The sequence below is a fragment of the Streptomyces sp. NBC_00009 genome, assembly GCF_045040855.1.
Taxonomy (GTDB): domain Bacteria; phylum Actinomycetota; class Actinomycetes; order Streptomycetales; family Streptomycetaceae; genus Streptomyces; species Streptomyces aureus.
In genome coordinates, this window is sequence record NZ_CP108312.1 from 8,685,188 (window position 1) to 8,708,420 (window position 23,233).

A 23,233-nucleotide genomic window follows, 5' to 3' on the forward strand; every position below is an offset into this window, starting at 1 on the left:
CGCCGCGACAAGTCCCCGCACCAGGGCAGTTCCCCCACGTCACCCGCACCGGTCGAAGACGAGGACTCATCCATGTCATCCGCTGACAGACCATCCCGGCGCCGGGCCCCGGCCGCCGTCACCTTGGCCCTCGGCGCGGGCCTGCTGGCCGCCCCGGCCGCCCCCGCGCAGGCCGCCGACCCGCCCGGGCCGGCCGTCCACTACACCTTCGACCAGGACGACCTCGCCTCCGGAAAGATCACCGACGCGTCCGGCAACGGCCGCACGGCGACCCTGGTCAACGGCTCCACCGCCCAGTCCGTCACCGGCGCCGACGGCGGCAAGGCCCTCGCCCTGCCCGGCGGCGCGTCCACGTCCGACGGCGCATACGTCCGTCTGCCCCGCGAAGTCCTCGCCGACAGCGCTGACTTGACGGTCTCGGCGCGCGTGAAGTGGAGCGGCGACAAGGCTCCCTGGCAGCGCGTCTTCGACCTGGGCACCGACACGTCGAAGTACCTGTTCACGACCCCGTACAACGGCGACGGGCTGCTCCGCACCTCGGTGACCACCGGCGGAGGCGGCGCGGAGGCGCAGGTGTCCGGGTACGCCCCGCTCCCCGCCGACGCGTGGCGGACGATCACCGTCACCCTCGACACCGCGGCCCAGCGGGTCACCACGTACCTCGACGGCGTGCCGGTCTCCTCCGCCAAGTCCACCGTCAACGCAAAGGATCTGCTGGGGAGTTCGGCCACGACGGCCGGTTACCTCGGCAAGTCCTTCTACGCGGACCCCCTCTTCAAGGGCGCGATCGACGACTTCACCGTGTGGCATGCGGCGCTCAGTCCCGAGCAGGTGGCGGACACCGTCGGCGGACAGCTGCCGACCCTCACGGAGTTGTCGAAGACGACCTTCGACGTGCGTACGACGACGGGTACGGCCCCGTCGCTGCCGGCGGCCGTCCGCTCGACCTACTCCGACGGCTACGACCGCGACGCACCCGTCACCTGGGACGCCGTGCCCTCCGACAAGTACGCGCGACCAGGCACCTTCACGGTCGCCGGCACCGCGGCCGGACGCGCGGTGAAGGCAACGGTCACCGTGGTCCGCGAGGGCGCACTCACCGTCGACCTCGGCTCCAACACGGGCGCGTTCCACGGCGGTGCCTCCGGCACCCTCTACGGCGTCTACGGACCCGACGTCCCCTCGAACAACCTCATCGAGGGCATGGGCCTGCGCACCGTCTCCACCAAGGCGCAGGACGGCCCGCAACACCCGGGCGCCGACGCCCTCGACGTGGTCAAGCCGCTGGCCGACTCGACCGACGGCGACGTGTACATCTACATGACCGACATCCACCGCGGCTTCCCGTACCAGTGGCCGGGCGACACCCCCGAGGAGAAGCTGAAGCTCTACAAGGAGAAGATCGCCAAGCAGGTCGACCAGGTCCTCCAACTGCCGAAGCAGTACCAGGACAACATCGTCTTCGTGCCGTTCAACGAGCCCGAGGGCAACATGTTCGGCACCGGCGAGTGGAGCTACGACAAGGTCAGCTGGCTCAGCGACCCGGACGCGTACTTCGCCGCCTGGGACGACGCGTACAAGCTCATCAAGGGCAGGATGCCGGACGCCCGGATCGCGGGCCCCAACACCAGCGTCCTGTACTCCCAGGTGAAGGGCTTCCTCACCCACGCCCTGGCCGCCGGCACGCTCCCCGACGTGATCACCTGGCACGAGCTCAGCCACCCGGAAGCGGTGCGACAGAGCGTCGCCACATACCGCACGTGGGAGAAGGACCTGTTCAAGGGGACGGACAGGGAAGGCACCCAACTCCCCGTCAACATCAACGAATACGCTTTCAACTACCACACCTCGGTGCCCGGCCAGATGATCCAGTGGGTCTCCGCGATCGAGGAGTCCAAGGTCGACGCCGACATCGCGTACTGGAACATCGACGGCAACCTCTCCGACTCCGCCGTGCAGTCCAACCGCGGCAACGGCCAGTGGTGGCTGCTGAATGCGTACGCCTCCATGACCGGGCACACGGTGCAGGTGACGCCACCCTTCCCCGGCCAGAACTACACGATGCAGGGCGTCGCCACCCTCGACCGCGACAAGCGACAGGCCCGTCTCCTCTTCGGCGGCTCCACGGGCCAGGGCCACATCACGTTTGACAACATCCCGAAGAAGCTCTTCGGAGAGCAGGTGCACGCCTGGGTCCGTGAGATCGACTGGAGCGGACAGATCGGCGACAACACAGGCCCGAAGCTGCTCACGGAAACGGACCTGAAGGTCTCCGACGACGGCAAGGCGACCGTGGACTTCGGCGACGGTGCGCTGCCGAGGCTGAAGGAGTCGTCGGCGTACGAGATCATCCTCGGCCCGTCCACCGGAAGGGTCACCAACCCTCAGTCCCCGCCGGTGAGTTGGCAGGCGTCGTTCGAAGCGGAGGACGCCGCCCACACCGGGTCCGGGTACACGAAGAACGGCCCCGAGGGATCGACCTCCGACGTCTCGAAGTTCTACACCTCCGGCGGCTACGACGTCGGCGGCCTGCGCACCGGCTCCGACGTCACCCTCGACTTCACGGTGGACGTCCCCGAGGACGGCCGTTACGACCTGAGCGTCTTCGCCAACTCCCTCAACACCTACGACAAGGTGAAGGAACAGGGCCCCACGAACGTGTTCCTGAGCGTGGACGGCGAAGCGGCGAGCGAGCAGGAACTGAACCTGCCGCTCGGCTACAAATGGGTGGTCTGGGACCACGCCGACACCAAGGTGAAGCTCACCAAGGGCAAGCACACCCTGACGCTCGCCGCGAAGAGCCTCGACGGCAAGCGCGCCACCAAGGGCGACGCGATCGTCGACCGCCTCACCCTCGCGCTGCCCACGCCGTCGGCCACCACTCAGGTCCACGAGGGCGAACTGGCCTGGCTGGGCGGCGGGGCTCGCCCCGTCTACGACACCGGATCGGGAGCGGCCCGCATCGCCAAGAACCAGACGGCCACGTTCTGGGTCTCCTCACCGGCCGACCGCGAGGCAACCCTCAAGGTCGACACACTCGTCGGCACCGGCGCCCGACTCGCCGTCAACGGGCACGACGTCCTGAGCCTGTCCAAGAGGCACCAGAGCGTGGCTGTGTCCCTCTCCGGCGGCCTCAACAAGGTGACGCTGACGGGGACTTCGGCCCCGACCCTCCTCGATCGCCTCACCGTCACACCCACCCAGGGCACGCTCACGCCCCGTACGTACGAGGCTCAGGACGCGGCGCTCGCCGGCTCGGCCACACTGACGCCGCTCTCGCTCGCCACCGACGGCACGGCGATCACCGGCATCGGCGGCGACCCCGGCAATGGCAACACCGCGACCTTCACCGTCCCCGTCGACCGCGCGGGCCTGTACGCGCTGCGCATCCGCTACTCCAACCCCGAACAGTCCGAGGCCACCCACTACAACCCGGACCCTCTCGCCCGCCACGCCGACCTCTCCGTCAACGGCGGCGCGGCCCGGCGCGTCGGCTTCCCCCACACCTTCCACCAGAACAACTTCTGGGAACTGACCGTCCCCGTCCACCTCAAGAAGGGCGAGAACACCCTCACCTTCCGCTCCGAGGAACTCCCCGACTTCGACGGCACCACCTATGCCTCGGATACCTTCCCTGACACCCTGCTCCGCTCCCGCTACGCCCCGCTGATCGACCGGATCGCGGTTGCGCCCTACGCACGCGAGGTGTCGTGAGGTAGGCGCGCCGCGGCAGGGGAAGCGAAGCCGGGCGGGTCGACCTGGTCGCCCGCCCGGCTTCGCGTGCGTGGGCGATGCCGGGGGTGCCGTAGTACCAGGACGGCCGGGACGGTCCGGCCTGCAGAGGGCGGCGTTCGGCCAGCTCGCCCAGCGTGATCCACTGCGGCCACCAGGGACCGGTGGGGGAGGGCTGTTCCCATTCGTCGAACCAGGCGCAGATCCGTCCACTGGCACACTTCCCCGGTCTCACCGTTCAGGTAGAGGCCGTGGACGGTGTCGTCGGGGTGAAGGAGCAGAACGGTATCCAAGATGGTTTCCACAGCACCAGCGTGTCCTCGGTGTCGTCCGCGCGGTTCTCCTCCTGGAACCGCATCTGCATCTGGTAGACCTCGATCACGGCGTCGAGCGGCATCAGGGCCCAGCCGCCCAGCATGAGATCCGAACCGTCTACGCCGCTCTCACCGGCGGACAGCCGCCACAGCGCCTTCAACTCCTCCGGAACGCTCACGCCGAAGGTTTCTTCCAGAGCCACGATCTCGTCGTCGGAGGCGCCGGGCTTGAGGACCGCGTACGACGGCGGAGCGGCAATCGGATGTCGGACCTCGGGGTCACCTTCTCCGTCACGTTCCCGGACGGTCCTTCGGGCGATCGGGCCCGCGCCATCCTGCCGCGGGCGGTGAAGACCTCGCACGACCGGCTGTGCACGGTCAGCCGGACCGTCGAGGCGGGCACGCCCTGGTGGGGGACGGTGCGATCCGGCTCGATTCACCGGGCTGGATCGCGCGCGACCCGGACGCGTAGCAGGCACTCCGCCGCGTCGCGGGCGCAGTAGCAGTGCACATGTGCCCGGCGTTGTCGCGCGACCGGGGCGGGCTCGGCCTTTCGCCGAGCCCGCCCCGCCGGCTCCCAACCGGGGCCGGACCCGTGTCACGCCGTCAGCGCTGCAGTGTCAGCAGACCCGGACGGTAGGGCAGGAGGCCGTAGTCGCCGCCGGAGTTGGGGCTGCGTCCCTGGTAGAGCAATTGCAGATTGCAGGGATCGACGGTCATGGTCTGATCGGCGCTGGTGCGGAGCAGTTCGCCGTGGCTGATGTCGTTGGTCCAGGTGGCGCCGCTGTTGGCCTTGCCGGCGAAGGGGTTGCTCTCGGTCGCGGCCTGGGGTGTCCACGAGCCGTTGAGGCTGGTGGCGGTGAACGAGCGGAAGTAGCGGCCCTGGGAGCCGATCGCCTCGACCATCATGAGGTAGCGGTTCTGGCCCTGGAGCTTGTAGACCTGCGGGGCTTCGAACAGGTTGTTCGTCGTATCGCTCATGACCACTGTCGAGTTCGCGCCGAAGCTGCTCGGGAAGTTCCCGATCGGCATGCTGGCCCGGTAGATCTTGCCGTTGTCACCGGCGAAGAACAGGTACATGTTCGTCCCGTCACCGATGAGCGTCTGGTCGATGGGTCCTGTTCCGGAGCCGGTGATGCTTCCGGAGAAGAGCACCTGCGGTGATGACCAGCCGTTCGGGTTGGTGGGGTCGCTCGACGTCCGGTAGGAGAAGGCGGTCCCGCCCCACTGGTAGGTGAGCACCCAGATGTTCTTCGGCGCGAAGTAGAAGAGCGTGGGCGCGACGGTGGCGGAAGACATCGTGTTCTGGCTGGCCGAGGCCATGTCCGACCAGTTGGTGAACAGGCCGAAGTTCATCGAACCCCAACTCGTCCCCGTGTCGTGCGTCGTCGCGTAGACGAGCTGCTTGCCGTTGTACGGGACGACGGTGAAGTCCTTGAGCGAGGCCCAACCTGGCTTGGGCTGCGCCAGTGCGCCCGTGGAGGTCCAGCGGTACGTCGACGGAAGATCGCAGGCGCCGGGAGTGTCCCCGCCGACCTTGACGAGCTTCCACTGCTGGTTGGTGCCGCCCCAGTCGTCGTATTGGACGATGTTCGCGCTGTCGGCGGTGGAGGCGCCTTGTACCTCGAGGGCCTTGTTGCTGTGGCGCGAGATGAGCCTCACGTAGCCGTCCGAGCTGTCGGCCAGCCGCCACTGCTGATTCGTGGCGTTCAGGTCGGTCCACTGGACGATCGCGCCGCTGTTCGCGGTGGACCAGTTGTGGACGTCCAGCACCTTGCCCGAGTGGCGGGACTTGATGCGGTAGTAGCCGTCCCCGGAATCGACGAACTGCCACTGCTGCTGGTTCTGATCGTTCCTGGTCCACTGGGTGATGCGGGCGCCGTCGTCGGTCGCCAAGTTGTAGACATCCAGAGCCTTGCCGCTGTTGCGGTTGACCAGCACATACGAGGCGTTGGTGTCTACGGTCGCCGCGCTGGCGGGATGGGCACCGAGGAAGGTGGCCACGAGCAGGAAGGGCGCCAGGACGGCGAGTAAACGTCTCAGGCGGACCGGGGATGGATGGCGGAACCACATCAGAGGGACTCCTTGAGGGGCGAGGGCGAGATGGCCCCGATGAACCGCGGAGCGGCCACGCCGGGGGTAGGGGGACAGGGGCGATCCCGAAAACTTTCGGAAAGTTCCCGGATTCATTGACGCCACAAGCTAGGAATGAGAGGCCGTCCGGTCAAGGCCTGTCGCCGATCTGTCTACAAACGGCGCCTCCCCGTTGGGCTCGACAGGCTGTCGTGCCGACTGGAAATACCGTGCACAACACCGCGAACCGGCCTTACGGCGTCCACCGGTCGTGGCGTCAGGAGTTCGCCGCTGACTCGCTGGGATTTCGGAAAGTTTCGGGCGAGGAACGGAAACTTCTTCTGCGGGGAGTATTGACGAGCCATCGTCAATACCTCAATCATCCCTGTCTGAGACACCGGCCATAGTCCGGGATTTCGAACCATGTTGACCCTGGACGCTCTGTTCTGCACGGCAGATCCACGTCCACGCACAGCCGCGCAGCAGATCCGCGCACCACAGCACCTGCGCCACCCCGTTTCGTTCCGGTGAGGTTCGCACCCACGCATCCTGGCTCTTCGCGCAGTTGGAGAGGTACGCGACGCCGCGTGGTGGTTCCCCGGCTGAGCCGCGATGGAGTCCTTTCGTGCCGGTCGACCCCTGCACTTCAGTCCTTCCGTGATTTCTACCTTGGAGGCACAGTCATGGGCTCGTACGCCCTTTCCAAACCCGATATCCGCCGGAAGACCCGCGGGCTCCTGTTGGCGCTGGTCGTCGGCGTCTTGGTTGCGGTCGGCGCCCTGGTCGCCCCGCCGAGAGCACACGCCGCCGAGAGCGCGCTCGGTGCGGCGGCGGCGCAGAGCGGCCGCTACTTCGGCACCGCCATCGCCTCGGGCAGGCTGGGCGACTCGGCGTACACGTCGATAGCGGGCCGTGAGTTCAACATGGTGACGCCCGAGAACGAGATGAAGATCGACGCCACCGAACCGCAGCGGGGCCAGTTCAACTTCACCGCCGGTGACCGCGTCTACAACTGGGCGGTGCAGAACGGCAAGCAGGTCCGCGGTCACACCCTGGCCTGGCACTCCCAGCAGCCCGGCTGGATGCAGAGCCTCAGCGGCAGCACCCTGCGCCAGGCGATGATCGACCACATCAACGGCGTGATGGGCCACTACAAGGGCAAGATCGCCCAGTGGGACGTCGTGAACGAGGCCTTCGCCGACGGCAGTTCGGGCGCCCGGCGCGACTCCAACCTGCAGCGCACCGGCAACGACTGGATCGAGGTCGCCTTCCGCACCGCGCGCGCCGCCGACCCGGCCGCCAAGCTCTGCTACAACGACTACAACGTCGAGAACTGGACCTGGGCCAAGACCCAGGCCATGTACGCCATGGTCAAGGACTTCAAGCAGCGTGGCGTGCCGATCGACTGCGTCGGCTTCCAGTCGCACTTCAACAGCGGCAGCCCCTACAACAGCAACTTCCGCACCACCCTGCAGAACTTCGCCGCCCTTGGCGTCGACGTGGCCATCACCGAACTCGACATCCAGGGCGCCTCGTCCACGACCTACGCCAACGTGACCAACGACTGCCTGGCCGTCTCGCGCTGCCTCGGCATCACCGTCTGGGGTGTACGCGACACCGACTCCTGGCGCTCGCAGGACACGCCGCTGCTGTTCAACGGCGACGGCAGCAAGAAGCCCGCGTACACCGCCGTCCTCAACGCACTCAACGGCGGCTCCACCACGCCCCCTTCGGATTCCGGACAGATCAAGGGCGTCGGGTCGGGCCGCTGCCTGGATGTGCCCAGCAGCAGCACCACCGACGGCACCCAGCTCCAACTGTGGGACTGCAACAACGGCACCAACCAGCAGTGGACGTACTCCGCCGCCGGTGAGCTCAGGGTCTACGGCAACAAGTGCCTGGACGCCGGCGGCACCGGCAACGGCACCAAAGTCCAGATCTACAGCTGCTGGGGCGCCGACAACCAGAAATGGCGCCTCAACTCCGACGGATCCATCGTCGGCGTCCAGTCCGGCCTCTGCCTCGACGCCGTCTCGGCCGGTACTGCCAACGGCACCCTGATCCAGCTCTACACCTGCTCGAACGGCAGCAACCAGCGCTGGACCCGTACCTGATGAAGACCTACGGTGCGGCTCCCGCCCCTCCACGAAGACATCGCTGATGGTCCCGGGTCGCCGCCATGGTGGTGGCGACCCTCGGGATCGGCCTGCTCACCGCGGTCAACGCCGGCCGCCACGCGTTTCACCCGAGTGTCAGGCTCGCTTGCACCGGCAGGTGATCGCTGGGGTACTGGCCGCGCGGCTCGTACGTGTTGATGGTGGCGGAGTGCACGGTCACGCCGGCCGTGGCGAGGATCCAGTCGATGCGGTCGCCGTCCGGGACGAGCGGACGGTAGCAGTGGCAAGACCCGATGGCGAACGCCGCCCTCTACAGCTGTAACAGCGGGAGCCGGTCAGCCGGGGGGTGGCTCCTGAGTGTTGTCTTTGCTCTATAGGGAGGCCCTGGTAACGGGGTTGGTTCTTAGAGGTCGTTAAGTTCGTTTCTAGTAGTGGCCTTGTGCGGTTGGGTGAGGAAGCCTTGGCGTCCGAGGCGGCTGCGGGTGACGTTCATGTCTGGGCCGTCGGTGGGCAGGCCGAGTAGTCGTGCCGTTCGCAGACCCTGAATGTCTGGTCGGGGGTGCTCGTTGAAGGCATGCACGATCTGCTGGTAGGCGGTGCCTTGGTCGTGAGGGCCGGACCGTGATCGGATATTCGGTGTTCTGCCCGCCCCATGAGGACACAAGATGGTGCGCATGACTTTGGCCACCCCCATACTGCACACCGCTCGCCTGCGACTGCGACCCTTCACCGACGCCGACGCGGACCCCCTGTTCGCGCTGCACAGCAGCACCTACGTGATGCGCTACTGGGACTCCCCGCCGTGGACCGACCGGGCCCGCGCCGAGCGTTTCATCGCGATGTGCCGGACGATGGCGGACGAAGGCACCGGGGCGCGGGTGGCCATCGACCGTGCTTCTGACGGGGCCTTCATCGGCTGGTGCGTTCTGGCCGAATGGAACCCGGACTACCGCAGCGCGTCGTTGGGCTACTGCCTCACCGAGGCGATGTGGGGCCATGGCTACGCGACGGAGGCGGCACACGCCCTGCTGCAGTGGGCATTCGACACACTGGACCTGAATCGAATCCAGGCCGAGACCGACACGCGCAACGTGGCATCTGCCCGGGTCCTGGAGAAGATCGGATTCATGCGTGAAGGGACGTTGCGGGAAGACTGCGTCGTGAACGGCGAAGTATCCGACTCGTGGGTGTTCGGATTGATCAGGCGAGAGTGGCGGCCGTCGGCCGTGCCGATTTCAGCCCACGCAAAGCGGCGCTAAGCCCGCTTCTGGTAGAGACCGCGTCCGGGTTGAGTGAGGAAGCCTTGACGGGTGAGGCGTCCGAGGCGGCTGCGGGTGACGTTCATGGCCGGGTCGTCGGTGGGCATGCCGAGGAGCTCGTGCAGCTCACGGACCCGGAACGCCTGGTCGGGGTGGGTGTTGAAGGCGTTCACGATGACCTGGTAGGCGGTGGTCAACTCAGGCGGTTCGGATTCGGTTCCTGCCAGTGCGACTTCTGCGATGACCTTTCGGGTAGTGGCCAGATCGGCAAGCCGTCCTTCAGTTTTGGCCAGGGCGGAGGTCAAGTGCTCTATCTGGTCGTGTAGTTCACCGGCCCGGGCAGTGGCCTCGTCGTGCTGGGCCTGGAGGTCTGCCAGGAGTTCGTTGACGTTCATGCGGCCAGTCCGAGGGTGTCGCGCCAGGCCGGACTCGGGGTGGTGAGGCGGCGTGTCATGTTCGCGATGGAGGCCCAGTAGACGCGCGAGGCGGAGGTGTCTGGTCGGTGGTCGTACTCACGGGCGAGGCGCCGGTGCAGGAGCAGAGTGCCGTTCGTCTGCTCCACCACCCACCGCTTCGGCTGCGGGACGAAGCCTTTGCCCTGGTCGGCGGGGTTGCGGCGGACGATGTCGACGGTGATGTCGAGCATCGCGCCGTGGATGACGACTTCGTCCTTGAAGCCCTGGTCCACCAGGTCCTTCTCCAGGCGGTGTCCGCATCGTTCGGCGGCCTGGTCGAGCAGAGCGGTGCCGGCGGCGTTGTCGTGGGCGGACGCGGCCAGCACGACGACGCCGATAATCAGCCCCATCACATCCACGGCCAGCCCCCGCTTGCGCCCCGACACCTTCTTGTTGGCGTCCAGTCCCGTCGTGGTCTTCGGGACACCGGCTGCCGCGCGGACCGACTGGGTGTCGATGACCACGAGGGACGGGTCCTCTAATCGCCGGGCTGTCTCCCGCACCTGGCAGCGCAGGAGTTCCTGGATCCGCTGGTCAAGCCCGTCCTCGCGCCACAGCCGAAGTAGTAGAACACCGCCGACCAGGCCGGGAAGTCATGGGGAAGATAGCGCCACTGACAGCCCGTCCGGTTCTGATAGAAGATCGCGTTTACGACCTCCCGCAGGTCACAGGCTCCAGGGTCCCCGGTCGCCGACCGCGCCACCCGGTGCTGCTTCCAGGCAGTGATCATCGGCTCGATCAACGCCCACTGGGCATCCGATAAGTCGCTGAGGTACGGCTCCCTCTCCATGCCCCGCATCTCAACATGGACATGACCAAAGGATGGCCCGCATGGCGGCCAGTACCACGATCGAGCGATCACTAACCGACGAAGATGGGGCTTAACGCCCACTTAGATCGGCTTGCGTCAGGTGATGGTCCGAGTATGGGCTTGGATGCACCCGCTGTGTGAGCGGGGCGATGCCGCGCAGGAAGACGTAGTCGAACTTCAGGTGCCAGTTGGTGGGTCGGCTCGCAGGCGGCCTCGGGGGAGGGGCGGCACGCCGACGCAAGCACGCCGTCGCCGTCCACAAGTGCCGGTGCCGCCGCGGCGACTCCCGGATGCGGCCCCGACGCTGACCAGCGGGTACGCATATGATCTCGAGCAGCGGCCAGAACCGCAGCTACATCCTCTGGGTCCGGGCGAACTACGACAACAACCGCCCCTACCGGCTGGTCTTCGGATTCCACTGGGTGGGCGGCACCGCCAACGACGTCGACTCGGGCGGAACCGACGGGTACAACTGGTCCTACTACGGCCTGAGGCGGCTGGCGGACAGCGCGAACAACGGCACGATCTTCGTGGCGCCCCAGGGCATCAACAACGGCTGGGCCAATTCCGGCGGTCAGGACGTGACCTTCGTCGACGACCTGGTCCGGCAGATCGAGACGGGCCTGTGCGTCGACACGGCGCAGCTGTACGCCGGGGGCTTCAGCTACGGCGGGGCGATGACGTACGCCCTGGCCTGCTCCCGTGCGACGGTCTTCCGCGCGGTCGCGGTCTACTCCGGCGCGAACCTCAGCGGCTGCAGCGGCGGCACTCAACCCATCGCGTACATGGGGCTCCACGGCATCAGTGACAACGTCCTGCCCATCTCTTCGGGACGGGCGCTGCGCGACACGTTCGTACGGAACAACGGCTGCACCGCGCATAACCCACCCGAGCCGTCGTCCGGCAGCCGGACACACATCGTCACCGCCTACTCGGGGTGCACGTCCGGGCACCCCGTCGTATGGGCCGCGTTCGACGGCGGGCACGACCCCGGCCCCTCGACGGGGGCGGCGGCTGGCGCACCTGGACGTCGGGAGAGGTGTGGAAGTTCTTCACCCAGTTCGACTCGTCGACCCAGCCCCCGCCCACCGGCCGACAGATCGTGGGCCGGCAGTCCGGCCGCTGCGTCGACATCGACAACTCCACCACGACCAACGGCACCCAGGCACAATTGTGGGACTGCAACGGTGGCACCAACCAGCGGTGGGCCTACACCGACAGCAAGCAACTCATGGTCTACGGCAACAAGTGCCTGGACGCCTCCGGGAGGGGGGCCGCCAACGGTACCGCGGCGGTGATCTGGGACTGCAACGGGCAGACCAACCAGCAGTGGAACATCAACGCCAACGGCACGATCACAGGAGTGCAGTCGGGGCTGTGCCTTGATGCCGTCGGCGCGAACACCGCCAACGGAACGAAGATCCAACTGTGGAGCTGCTCGGGCGGAGCGAACCAGCAGTGGAGTCTGCGTAGCTGACAAGAGCTGACAAGAGCTGACAGGAGCTGCGGAGCCAGGCGCCACGCCACGGCCCTCCCGCCCGGTGCTCAACGCACCGAGTGGGAGAGCCGTGGTGTCAACCGGTCGGCGCCACCGCACGTCCGGTCTGCGGGGAGATCATGCCGGCGCACAGCCCCTTGGCCGCCAGGCCCTGCGCGATGCGCGGGATCGCGGCGCGCGTGTTGGCGGCCCAGTCGTGCATGAGGATGATCTGGCCACTCGTGAGCCGTGCCGCCGCTTGCACGATGGCATCGGTACTGGCGCCGTTCCAGTCCTGCGAGTCGACATCCCAAATGATCTCGGTCAGGCCGTACTTGGCCTCGACGTTCCTCACCGTCGCGTTGGTCTCGCCGTACGGAGGGCGGAACAGCCGGGGCGTGCCACCGCCCGCGTTGGCGATGGCCTGCTGGGTCCGGGAGAGCTCGGAGTCGATCTGTGCCTGGCCGAGTTGGGTGAGGTGGGGGTGGGTGTAGCTGTGGTTGCCGACCCACATGCCGGCGGCGACCTGTGCGCGTACCAGGGACGGATTCGCGGCGGCGTACTGCCCCTCGTTGAACATCGTGGCGCGCAGCCCGTTCTGCCGGAGCGTGTCGAGCAGCGCCGGGGTGCTGCCGGACGGGCCGTCGTCGAAGGTCAGCCCGACGTAGCCGGTGCAGGCGGCGGCCTGTGCCGAGGCGCCGGTGTCGACGGCGAGGGTGCATGCGCCCAGTGTCGCGACGACGGCCAGTTTCGCTATGAGGGAGGGTGACGACCGGTGGGGTCGCGTGGTTCCTGGTCGAGTTCTCATGCGGGTGCTCCTGCGGCCTGAGGTGGGGACAGGGACGGGGCTTGTCGACGTCGACAGGTTGGTGCCGGGCTCGTGGGCTGTCAACTGTTTCGGCGTGAAGGGCGAAACTTTTGATCCACGACCTCTCTCTGCAGTGCATCAAATGCCCTGCATGCAGGCCTACTTGGTGTACGTGTCGAGAGCGATGCGGGGGAGCGGTCACTTTGAGACAGCATGGCGACGCGTTCGGTGGGAAGGATTGTCTGAAACTCTTTCGAACGCGGATTACTGCCGCGTCGACACCGGCAACTCCCGTGGCGTGCACATCAGTTGACGACTGTTGTGCGCGTCGTTACTGTCCCCCTCGGTTCTTCGATCCATCGATCAACGTTCGGGATACCGGCGATTGGGAGCGCTCCCAAACCGAGCGCCGAGCCCGGCCACGACCGCCCTCGCCTGAGCACGCCCGACATCGGCGCCGACCTCTGACCACCCGGCGTTCCAGTTCCCCCTGCCCAACGGGCCCGCTTCACCCAGCCCAACTCCCTCTGCTGACCAGCATCGACATAGGAGCCGCTCATGCCCACCGTTGCTTCGTTACCCCGCCCCAGACGCCTCGCAGCCACCCTGCTGACGAGTTCCCTCCTCGTCGGCGGCCTCCTCGCCACGCCCACCGCGGCCGCCGCCGTCTCCGATGCGGCGGCGACCACGGCCGTGCGCGTCAACCAGGTCGGCTATCTGCCGGACGGCCCCAAGCGCGCCACCGTGGTCACCACGGCGACGCAGCCGCTCACCTGGCAGTTGCGCGACGCGTCAGGGACGGCGGTCGCCTCCGGTGCGACCGTCCCGCGCGGGGCGGACGCCCCCTCCGGGCAGTCCGTCCAAGTGGCCGACTTCTCCTCGTTCCAGGGGTCAGGATCGGGATACGTCCTGACGGTGGACGGCAGCAGCAGCGTGCCCTTCGACCTCCGCGCGAACCTGTACGACGGCCTGCGCTCCGACGCCATGGCGTTCTTCTACCACCAGCGCAGCGGCATACCCATCGACGCCTCCCTGGTGGGCTCCGCCTACGCGCGCCCCGCCGGACACCTCGGCGTCGCGCCCAACAAGGGCGACACCTCCGTCCCGTGCCAGGCCGGCGTGTGCGACTACACCCAGGACGTCAGGGGCGGCTGGTACGACGCGGGCGACCACGGCAAGTACGTGGTGAACGGCGGCATTTCGACCTGGCTGATGGTCAACTCCTTCGAGCGGGCCAAGCGCGCGGGCAAGGACGCGGCGCTCGGCGACTCCTCCCTGAAGGTCCCCGAGCGCGGCAACGGCGTACCCGACGTGCTGGACGAGGCGCGCTGGGAGCTCGACTTCCTGATGCGGATGCAGGTGCCCGAGGGCAAGCCGTACGCGGGCATGGCGTTCCACAAGATCCACGACGCGGCCTGGACCGGCATGCCGCTGCGCCCCGACCAGGACCCCCAGCCCCGCGAGCTGCACCGTCCCTCGACGGCGGCGACCCTCAACCTCGCGGCGGCCGCGGCGCAGTGCGCCCGGGTCTACCGCTCCTACGACGCCGCGTTCGCCGACCGCTGTCTGTCGGCCGCGCGGCGAGCCTGGACGGCGGCCCGCGCCAACCCGGCACTGTACGCGCCGGATTCGGACAGCACCGGCGGCGGCGCCTACGGCGACACCACGGTCACCGACGAGTTCTACTGGGCGGCGGCCGAGCTGTACGCCACGACCGGCGAGAGCGGCTACCGGGACGCGGTCACCGACTCCACCTGGCACACCTCCTCAACTGCCTTCTCCGCCTACGGATTCGGCTGGGCGGACACGGCCGCACTCGGCCGGCTCACCCTGGCCACCGTCCCCAACGGCCTGCCCGCAGCCGACCGGGACCGGGTCCGGGCCTCGGTGACGGCGGCCGCCGACGGCTACCTGTCCCGCATGGCCGCCCAGGGCTACGCGGTGCCCGTACCGGCGGACGGCTACTTCTGGGGCTCCAACGGCGAGGTCGCGGGCGACGCGATCGTCCTGGCCGTCGCCGGAGAGTTGACCGGAAACGAGCGCTACCGCACCGGCGCGCTGGAGACGATGGACTACCTCCTCGGCCGCAACGCCCTCGGCCAGTCCTACGTGTCCGGCTATGGCGAGACGTCCTCGCAGAACCAGCATCACCGCTTCTGGGCCCACCAGTTGGACGCCTCGTTGCCCCATCCTCCGGCGGGATCGCTGGCGGGCGGGCCCAACAGCGGCCTCCAGGACCCGGTGGCGGAGGAGAAGTTGGCCGGCTGCGCGCCCGCCGCCTGCTACATCGACGACATCGGCTCGTACTCCACCAACGAGGTGGCGGTCAACTGGAACGCCCCGCTTGCCTGGCTCGCCGCCTACGCCGCCGAGCGGACCTCCACCGGCGAACAGCCCACCGGTGCCTGCACGGTGACGTACAAGACCGACAGCGTGTGGAACACGGGCTTCACCGCGACGGTCACCGCCAAGAACACGGGCACGACCGCCGTGGACGGGTGGCAGCTGGGCTGGGCCTACGGGGCCGGGCAGCGCGTCACGAGCGCCTGGAACGCGACCGTCACCCAGAACGGCACGGCAGTCGTCGCCCGCGGCACCGACTGGAACCGGACGATCGCACCCGGCGCGACAGTGAGCTTCGGAGTCCAGGGGACGTCCAGCGGGACCAATCCCGCGCCCACGGCCTTCACTCTCAACGGGAAGGCCTGCACCTGATCAATCCACGGTCGGCCTGGCCCGCGGCGCGCAATCCTGCTCCGGGCCGGGCCGCAGCGATCTCCTCTCGCCGCAGCCACCCCAGTATCATCAGCGTCACCCCGGGCACGCCCAAGTGTCCCCGACGGCCTCCGGGGGCTGGAGGAGCGCAGGGTGTCGCTGACCGACAAGGCCATCAGCAGATCCGCGAGCTGATCCGCACCGGTGCGCTGCCACCGGGGACGAAACTGCCGCCCGAGCCCGAACTCGCCGCCCAGCTGGGCCTGTCCCGCAACCTCGCGCGCGAGGCGGTCAAGACGCTGGCTGTCGCCCGGGTCCTCGAAGTGCGGCGCGGCGACGGGACGTACGTCACCAGTCTGCAGCCGACCCTGCTGTTCGAGGGTCTGGGGGGAGCGGTGGGACTCCTGCAGAGCGATCCGGCGGCGCTCCTCGACCTGATGGAGGTCCGCCGTCTCCTGGAACCGGCGGCCACCGCACTCGCCGCCACCCGGATCTCCGACGCCTAACTGGCCGATGTGCGGGGCCACTTGGATGCCATGCGCGAGGCGCGCGAGGACGCGGAGGAGCTCAATTCCCACGACGCGGCCTTCCACCGCGCCGTGATCTCGGCTGCCGGGAACGACGCACTGCTCACGCTCCTGGAGGGCGTCTCGGGTCGCACCCTGCGCGCACGCGTCTGGCGGGGCCTCGTCGACGCGCAGGCCTCGGAGCGCACCCTCGCCGAACACGAGGCCATCTACGCCGCGTTGGCCACGCGCGACGCATCCCTCAGCCAAGCCGCCGCCCTGCTGCACATCAGCACGACCGAGCGCTGGCTGAAGGAACACGTCGACAGCGGCGAGTCGTAGTCCGCGAGTTCGCCTCATGCCGGTTTCAGTACATGACGGCAAGGCATAGTCCGGGGCTTCACGTGTTGGCGGAGGGCTGACGTCCGCAACGCCCGGGCCGTCGACAATGCCGCCAGATAACACGCAAGTTTCGGCTCACCTCTTGACAGGTGCACCGCGCTACAGCAATTTGGGAGCGCTCCCACGACTTCAAGGCTTGCACCATCTCCCCACTAGAGCCGCGGGGGAGGGAACGGCGCGCCGTGACCGGCGGGACCCCGGTCACAGGGCTTCGGTGACGCCCGAGCGTCCCCCTCCCGCATTCGGAGAGAGGAACCAGCATGACGCTGGCGCCCATACCCCCCGCCCGAAGACGGGCGTCTCGGAGCATCGCCGCCCTGATCGCCACCCTCGCCCTCGCGATGGCGGCGATGGGGGTCACGCCGTCGCCGGCGTCCGCGGCCGAGCCGCTGACGCTGCATCAACTCGCTGACGCCAAGGGCAAGTACTTCGGCTCGGCGACCGACAACGGGGAGCTGTCCGACGCCCCGTACACCCAGATCCTGGGTTCCCAGTTCGGGCCGATCACCCCCGGCAACTCCATGAAGTGGGACAGCACCGAGCGCACCCAGGGGCAGTTCAGCTTCGCGGGCGGCGACCAGGTCGTGAACTTCGCCCAGGCGCACGGCCAGAGCGTCCGCGGCCACACGCTGGTGTGGCACAACCAACTGCCCGACTGGGTGGGGCAGTTGCCCGTCGCGCAGGTGCGCCCCGCCATGGAGAACCACATCGCCAACGTGGCCGGTCACTACCGCGGCAAGGTGTTCGCCTGGGACGTCGTCAACGAGCCCTTCAACGAGGACGGCAGCTTCCGCACCTCGCCGTTCTACAACGCCATGGGCAAGGACTTCATCGCCTACGCCCTGCGCGCCGCCCGGGCCGCCGACCCCGACGCCAAGCTGTATATCAACGACTACAACGTCGAGGGGCTCGGCGCGAAGAGCGACGCCCTCTACGCACTGGCCCGCGATCTGAAGGCCGCCGGCGTGCCGCTCGACGGCGTCGGGCTGCAGGCGCATCTGGCGATCCAGTACGGCTTCCCGAACCAGATGCAGCAGAACATGCAGCGCTTCGCCGACCTCGGCCTCGACGTGGCCGTCACCGAACTCGACGTGCGGATGCAGCTGCCGAAGGACACGGCGAAGGAGGCCACCCAGGCCGACTACTACCGCCGGGTCACCGAGGCCTGCCTGGCCGTCAACCGGTGCGTCGGGATCACCGTCTGGGACTACACCGACAAGTACTCCTGGATCCCCGGCGTCTTCAACGGCGAGGGCTCGGCCCTCCCGTGGGACGGGAACCTGCAGCCCAAGCCCGTCGTCATGGACGCGATCCGCAAGGCCCTCGGCGAGACCGGCGCGGTCGACACCCAGGCCCCGAGCGTGCCCTCAGGGCTGCGGGTGACCGGCACGACCTCGGCCTCCGTCTCCCTGGCGTGGAACGCCGCCACCGACGACACCGGCGTCACCGGGTACGACGTCTTCCGCGACGGCACGAAGGTGGGGACGGCCTCCGGCACGTCCTTCACCGACAGCGGGCTCGCCGCTTCCACCGCGTACGCCTACACGGTGCGGGCCCGCGACGCCGCCGGGAACGTCTCGGCGCAGTCCGCTCCTGTGAATGCCACGACGCAGCCGGCGAGGACGGGCGGTGGCGCCCTGAAAGTGCAGTACAAGAACAACGACCAGTCCGCCGGTGACAACTCCATCAAGCCCGGGCTGCAGTTGGTCAACACCGGCGACTCGGCCGTCGATCTCTCCAAGGTGACCGTCCGCTACTACTTCAGCGGCGAGTCCGGCGCCTCGACGTACAGCACGTGGTGCGACTGGGCGGTGCTCGGCTGCGGGGCGCTCACGCACCGGGTAGTCGCGATGAGCGGCCCGGCGGCCGGCGCCGACCACTACCTGGAGGTGGGCTTCGCCGCCACGGCGGGCAGCCTCGCCCCCGGGGCCTCGAGCGGCGAGGCGCAACTGCGGTTCAACAAGAGCGACTGGTCGAACTTCAGCGAGGCCGACGACTACAGCCGCGGCACGAACACGTCCTTCGCGGACGCACCGAAGATCACCGTCCAGCTCGACGGTCAGACGGCTTACGGCACGGCCCCCTGAAGGACGGTCCGGGCGGCAGGCCCCGCCCGCCCGGACCGTGCACCTCCACCCCTCCCACCCGCACCCCCTCTTGGAGGACCTGTGTCCGCACACCCCGAACTGCCCGAAAGATCAGCATTACTCTCCCGGCGGTCCTTCGTCGGCGTGGCCGGCGGCGCCCTCGTCGCCCTCGGTGCCGGGCAGGCGCTCGCCCGGGCCGCCGAGGCCCCGGTCGGCTCCGCCGCACAGGCGGCCGCCGCCGCCAACGGCCCCTACACGGAAGCCTTCCTCACCCAGTACAACAAGATCAAGAACCCGGCCAGCGGCTACTTCAGCCCGGACGGCATCCCCTACCACTGCGCCGAGACCCTGATCGTCGAGGCCCCCGACCACGGCCACCAGACGACCTCGGAGGCGTTCAGCTTCTGGATCTGGCTGGAGGCGGCGTACGGCCGGGTCACCGGTGACTGGGCCCCGTTCAACAAGTCGTGGGAGGTCGCCGAGGCCTCGATCATCCCGCCGCACAACGACCAGCCCACGAACGACTCGTACACCTCCTCCAAGCCCGCCACTTACGCGCCCGAGCACCCGCAGGTCACCAGCTACCCGTCCCAGATGGACTCGTCCGTCTCCGTCGGCGCCGACCCCATCGCCACCGAACTCGCCTCCGCGTACGGGACGATGGACGTCTACGGCATGCACTGGCTGATGGACCTCGACAACGTCTACGGCTTCGGCAACAAGCCCGGCACCGGCGACGAGCTCGGCCCCGGCAAGATGGCGTCCTTCGTCAACAGCTACCAGCGCGGCGCGCAGGAGTCCGTCTGGGAGACCATTCCGCAGCCCAGCACCGACCTCTTCAAGTACGGCGGCCCCAACGGCTACCTCGACCTCTTCGTCAAGGACGCCTCGTACGCGAAGCAGTGGAAGTACACCAACGCCCCCGACGCCGACGCGCGCGCCGTGCAGGCCGCGTACTGGGCGCTGACGTGGGCGACGGCGCAGGGCAAGGCGAGCCAGGTCTCCGCCTCCGTGGCCAAGGCCGCGAAGATGGGCGACTACCTGCGCTACGCGATGTTCGACAAGTACTTCAAGAAAATCGGCAACTGCACCAGCCCCACCGGCTGCCAGCCCGCCTCCGGCCGCGACGCGCAGCACTACCTGCTGTCCTGGTACTACGCCTGGGGCGGTTCCGCCGGCACCGGGGGCGGCTGGGCCTGGCGCATCGGCGACGGCATCGCGCACCAGGGCTATCAGAACCCCCTCGCCGCCTGGGCGCTGTCCACCATCCCCGCCCTCACCCCCAAGTCGCCGACAGCGAAGGGCGATTGGCAGAAGTCGCTCACCCGGCAGCTGGAGTTCCTGCGCTGGCTGCAGTCCGCCGAGGGCGCGCTCGCCGGAGGCTGCTCCAACAGCTGGGACGGCCAGTACGGCACCCCGCCGGCCGGCACACCGACCTTCTACGGCATGGCGTACGACTGGCAGCCCGTCTACCACGACCCGCCGAGCAACAACTGGTTCGGCTTCCAGGTGTGGTGCATGGAGCGCGTCGCCCAGTACTACTACGTCACCAACAACGCGACCGCCAAGGCCGTCCTCGACAAGTGGGTGGCCTGGGCCTCCGAGCAGACCACCGTCGGTTCCGACGGCAGTTACCGCTTCCCCTCCACCCTGGGCTGGACCGGCGCACCCGACACCTGGAACTCCGCGAGCCCGGGCGCCAACACCGGCCTGCACGTGTCGGTCGTCGACTACAGCGACGACGTCGGCGTGGGCGCGGCGCTGGCCATGACGCTGATCTACTACTCCGCGAAGTCCGGGGACGCCGACGCCGCCGGACTCGCCAAGTCCCTGCTCGACGCCATGGCCGGGCACGCGGACACCAAGGGCATCGCCGTCCCCGAGACCCGCCGCGACTACGACCGCTTCGACGACCCGGTGTACTTCCCGGCGGGCTGGTCCGGCACCTCCCCGCAGGGCGTGAAGCTGGGTACCGGAACGACCTTCATCGGGATGCGGCCGTGGCTCAAGCAGGAGCCGGGCTGGTCGAAGGTGCAGACGTACCTCGACGGCGGCGCCCCGCCGGTCTTCACCTACCACCGCTTCTGGGCGCAGGCCGCGCTGGCGCTCTCCTTCGCCTCGTACGCCGAGCTCCTCGGTGACGAGGGCGGACCCGGCGGCGGCAGCGACACCACCGCGCCGACCGTCCCGACCGGCCTGACGGTGACGGCGACGACCGCTACCAGCGTGTCGCTGAGCTGGACGGCGTCCACCGACGACACGGGCGTGGCGGCATACGACGTCTACCGCGACGGCACCCCGGTCGGCACCCCGACCGCGACGACCTACACCGACACCGGGCTCTCCGCCGCCACCGCCTACCACTACCGGGTCGCCGCCCGCGACGCGGCGGGCAACGCCTCCGCACTGTCCGCCGAGGTCACCGGCACCACCAAGGCGGGCGGCGGCACGGGCGGGGCCAAGGTCCAGTACAAGAGCACCGACTCCAACGCCACCGACAACGCCATCCGTATGTCCCTGAAGGTCGGCAACACCGGCGGCGGCGCGCTCAGCCTGTCCACGGTGACCGTGCGCTACTACTTCACCGGAGACGGCGGCCCGTCCACGTACAGCACCTGGTGCGACTGGGCGATGCTCGGGGCCGCCAACATCACCCACCGGGTGGTCGCCTTGAGCAGCCCGAAGACCGGCGCGGACCACTACCTGGAGGTCGGCTTCAGCGCCGGCGCGGGCAGCGTCGCCGCGGGCGGCGACTCCGGCGAGATACAGCTGCGCGTGCACAAGAGCGACTGGTCGAACTTCAACGAGGCCGACGACTACAGCCGCGGTACGAATACGTCCTTCGCGGACGCCTCCAAGATCACCGCGTATGTCGGCGGCGAGCTCGTCTGGGGGACGGCGCCGTGACAGGACGACACCTGCGCGGCGCCGTCGCCGCCACCGCCGCGGGCATCCTGCTCGCCGGGCTCGCGCTGTTCACCGGCGCGGGCCCGGCGGCGGCCGCGTCGGTCACCGACTGCACCCAGTGGGGCACCACCGAGATGCAGGGCGGCGCGTACACGTACCAGCAGAACGAGTGGAACTCCTCGGCCCGCCAGTGCGTCAGCGTGGACACCGCGACCGGCGCCTGGAAGGTGACCGAGGCGATCTTCTCCCTGACCACGGCGGGACCGCCCGCCACCTACCCGTCCAGCTACAAGGGCTGCCACTGGGGCGCGTGCACCACGAACAGCGGCCTGCCGATCCGGGTGAGCGAGCTGGGCAGCGCCCGGTCGACGTTCGACACCGCGCAGGTCGCCTCCGGCGTCTGGGACGCCGCATACGACCTTTGGTTCAACTCCACGCCCACCACCGACGACCAGCCGGACGGCACCGAGTTGATGATCTGGATCAACCACCGCGGCGGCGTCCAGCCCATCGGCTCCCGCACGGCCACGGTCACCCTGGACGGCCGGACCTGGGACGTGTGGACCGGACCCGGCGCCTCCGGGTGGAAGGTCGTCTCGTACGTGCTGCAGGGCGGCGCCACCGCGGTGACCGACCTCGACGTGAAGCGCCTCGTCGACGATGCCACCGCACGCGGCCAGATCAACCCCGCGCACTACTTGATCGACGCCGAGGCCGGCTTCGAGATCTGGCAGGGCGGCCAGGGGCTGGGGGTGAACTCCTTCTCGTTCGACGCCAGTAAGGACCAGGGAGGCGGCGGGGACACCACGCCGCCGACCGCGCCCCGCAACCTGCGGTCCACCGGATCGAGTTCGTCGTCCGCCTCGCTGGCCTGGGATCCCGCCACGGACGACGTCGGCGTCACGGCGTACGACATCTACCGCGGCAGCACGCGCGTCGGCTCCACCGGCGGCACGACGTACACCGACACGGGGCTGACGCCGTCCACCGCGTACAGCTACACCGTGCGCGCCCTGGACGCGGCCGGGAACGCCTCGTCGCCCGCCGGTCCGGTGAGCGTCACCACCGCGCCGGGCGGGGGGACGGGCACCGGCAACCTGAAGGTGCAGTACAAGACGAGCGATACGAGTCTGACGGACAACGCCATCTGGATGAACCTGCAGTTGGTGAACACCGGGTCCAGTGCGCAGAGTCTGAAGGATGTCGAGATCCGCTACTGGTTCGACGACTCTGCTTCCTCGTACACGACGTGGTGTGACTGGGCGCAGATCGGTTGCTCGAATCTGACCCATTCGGTGTCGACGAACGGCACGACGACCGGGGCCAATCGCTACCTGAAGGTCAATGTCACCGGTGGCTCGCTGGCCGCGGGCGCTTCGACAGGTGACATCCAGTTGCGGTTGCACCGGGCCGACTGGTCGAACTTCAACGAGGCCGACGACTACAGCCACGGGACCGCGAGCTCGTACACGGACGCACCGAAGATCGGCGTCTACTCCGGCGGCCAACTCCTGTGGGGCACCGCGCCCTGATCCACCCCCCAGACACCCGGTGGCGGGAATCCTTCCCG

Annotated in this window: 11 protein-coding genes and 5 pseudogenes; 10 read left to right on the top strand and 6 right to left on the bottom strand. The window is 68.6% G+C overall.

Features of this window, described 5'->3' with window-relative positions:
- Positions 1-72 precede the first annotated feature (72 nt).
- Positions 73-3,714: a LamG-like jellyroll fold domain-containing protein gene (locus OHA58_RS39580; RefSeq protein ID WP_405475402.1), complete on the top strand. Its 3,642-nt coding sequence runs from the start codon at positions 73-75 to the stop codon at positions 3,712-3,714.
- A 256-nt stretch (positions 3,715-3,970) separates the two neighbouring features.
- On the opposite strand, the gene OHA58_RS39585 is transcribed toward OHA58_RS39580, so the two are convergent.
- Positions 3,971-4,249, bottom strand: coding sequence for an SMI1/KNR4 family protein (locus tag OHA58_RS39585; protein WP_405475400.1), 279 nt, complete (start codon positions 4,247-4,249; stop codon positions 3,971-3,973).
- 48 nt (positions 4,250-4,297) lie between these two features.
- On the opposite strand from OHA58_RS39585, the pseudogene OHA58_RS39590 reads away from it, so the two are divergent.
- Positions 4,298-4,468, top strand: a pseudogene (locus tag OHA58_RS39590) (OsmC family peroxiredoxin); the annotation flags it as partial.
- 184 nt (positions 4,469-4,652) lie between these two features.
- Here OHA58_RS39590 and OHA58_RS39595 read toward each other — a convergent pair.
- Complete coding sequence (locus OHA58_RS39595) at positions 4,653-6,119, bottom strand: non-reducing end alpha-L-arabinofuranosidase family hydrolase (RefSeq protein ID WP_405475397.1); 1,467 nt, start codon at positions 6,117-6,119, stop codon at positions 4,653-4,655.
- A gap of 683 nt (positions 6,120-6,802) precedes the next feature.
- Here OHA58_RS39595 and OHA58_RS39600 point away from each other — a divergent pair.
- A complete protein-coding gene (locus tag OHA58_RS39600; protein WP_405475395.1) occupies positions 6,803-8,233 on the top strand; it encodes an endo-1,4-beta-xylanase in 1,431 nt (476 codons plus the stop codon).
- A 127-nt stretch (positions 8,234-8,360) separates the two neighbouring features.
- On the opposite strand, the pseudogene OHA58_RS39605 reads toward OHA58_RS39600, so the two are convergent.
- Positions 8,361-8,519, bottom strand: a pseudogene (locus OHA58_RS39605) (endonuclease); the annotation flags it as partial.
- 391 nt (positions 8,520-8,910) lie between these two features.
- Here OHA58_RS39605 and OHA58_RS39610 point away from each other — a divergent pair.
- Positions 8,911-9,495, top strand: a complete 585-nt coding sequence (locus tag OHA58_RS39610; RefSeq protein WP_405475392.1) for a GNAT family N-acetyltransferase — start codon at positions 8,911-8,913, stop codon at positions 9,493-9,495.
- Here the strand turns inward: OHA58_RS39610 and OHA58_RS39615 are convergent.
- Positions 9,492-9,890, bottom strand: coding sequence for a hypothetical protein (locus OHA58_RS39615; RefSeq protein WP_405475389.1), 399 nt, complete (start codon positions 9,888-9,890; stop codon positions 9,492-9,494). The two genes, OHA58_RS39610 and OHA58_RS39615, sit on opposite strands and share 4 nt — an antisense overlap.
- Positions 9,887-10,740, bottom strand: a pseudogene (locus OHA58_RS39620) (IS5 family transposase). Before OHA58_RS39620 ends, OHA58_RS39615 begins: the two are co-directional and overlap by 4 nt.
- 264 nt (positions 10,741-11,004) lie before the next feature.
- Here OHA58_RS39620 and OHA58_RS39625 point away from each other — a divergent pair.
- Positions 11,005-12,238 (top strand): annotated as a pseudogene (locus tag OHA58_RS39625) (ricin-type beta-trefoil lectin domain protein); the annotation flags it as partial.
- A 97-nt stretch (positions 12,239-12,335) separates the two neighbouring features.
- Here OHA58_RS39625 and OHA58_RS39630 read toward each other — a convergent pair.
- Positions 12,336-13,046 (bottom strand): polysaccharide deacetylase family protein, encoded by a 711-nt coding sequence (locus OHA58_RS39630; protein ID WP_405475387.1) that lies wholly within the window; start codon positions 13,044-13,046, stop codon positions 12,336-12,338.
- A 558-nt stretch (positions 13,047-13,604) separates the two neighbouring features.
- On the opposite strand from OHA58_RS39630, the gene OHA58_RS39635 reads away from it, so the two are divergent.
- From OHA58_RS39635 to OHA58_RS39655, 5 genes and pseudogenes are all read left to right on the top strand, one after another.
- Positions 13,605-15,761: a glycoside hydrolase family 9 protein gene (locus OHA58_RS39635; protein ID WP_405475384.1), complete on the top strand. Its 2,157-nt coding sequence runs from the start codon at positions 13,605-13,607 to the stop codon at positions 15,759-15,761.
- Positions 15,762-15,914: 153 nt separating this feature from the next.
- Positions 15,915-16,609, top strand: a pseudogene (locus OHA58_RS39640) (FadR/GntR family transcriptional regulator).
- A gap of 320 nt (positions 16,610-16,929) precedes the next feature.
- Positions 16,930-18,756, top strand: a complete 1,827-nt coding sequence (locus OHA58_RS39645) for an endo-1,4-beta-xylanase (RefSeq protein ID WP_405475381.1) — start codon at positions 16,930-16,932, stop codon at positions 18,754-18,756.
- 99 nt (positions 18,757-18,855) lie between these two features.
- The gene (locus OHA58_RS39650; protein ID WP_405485401.1) at positions 18,856-21,663 is read left to right on the top strand and encodes a glycoside hydrolase family 48 protein; all 2,808 of its coding nucleotides are present in this window, start codon (positions 18,856-18,858) and stop codon (positions 21,661-21,663) included.
- Positions 21,660-23,195: a GH12 family glycosyl hydrolase domain-containing protein gene (locus tag OHA58_RS39655; protein ID WP_405475377.1), complete on the top strand. Its 1,536-nt coding sequence runs from the start codon at positions 21,660-21,662 to the stop codon at positions 23,193-23,195. The genes OHA58_RS39650 and OHA58_RS39655 overlap by 4 nt, the downstream gene beginning before the upstream one ends.
- The last annotated feature ends 38 nt before the right edge of the window (positions 23,196-23,233 follow it).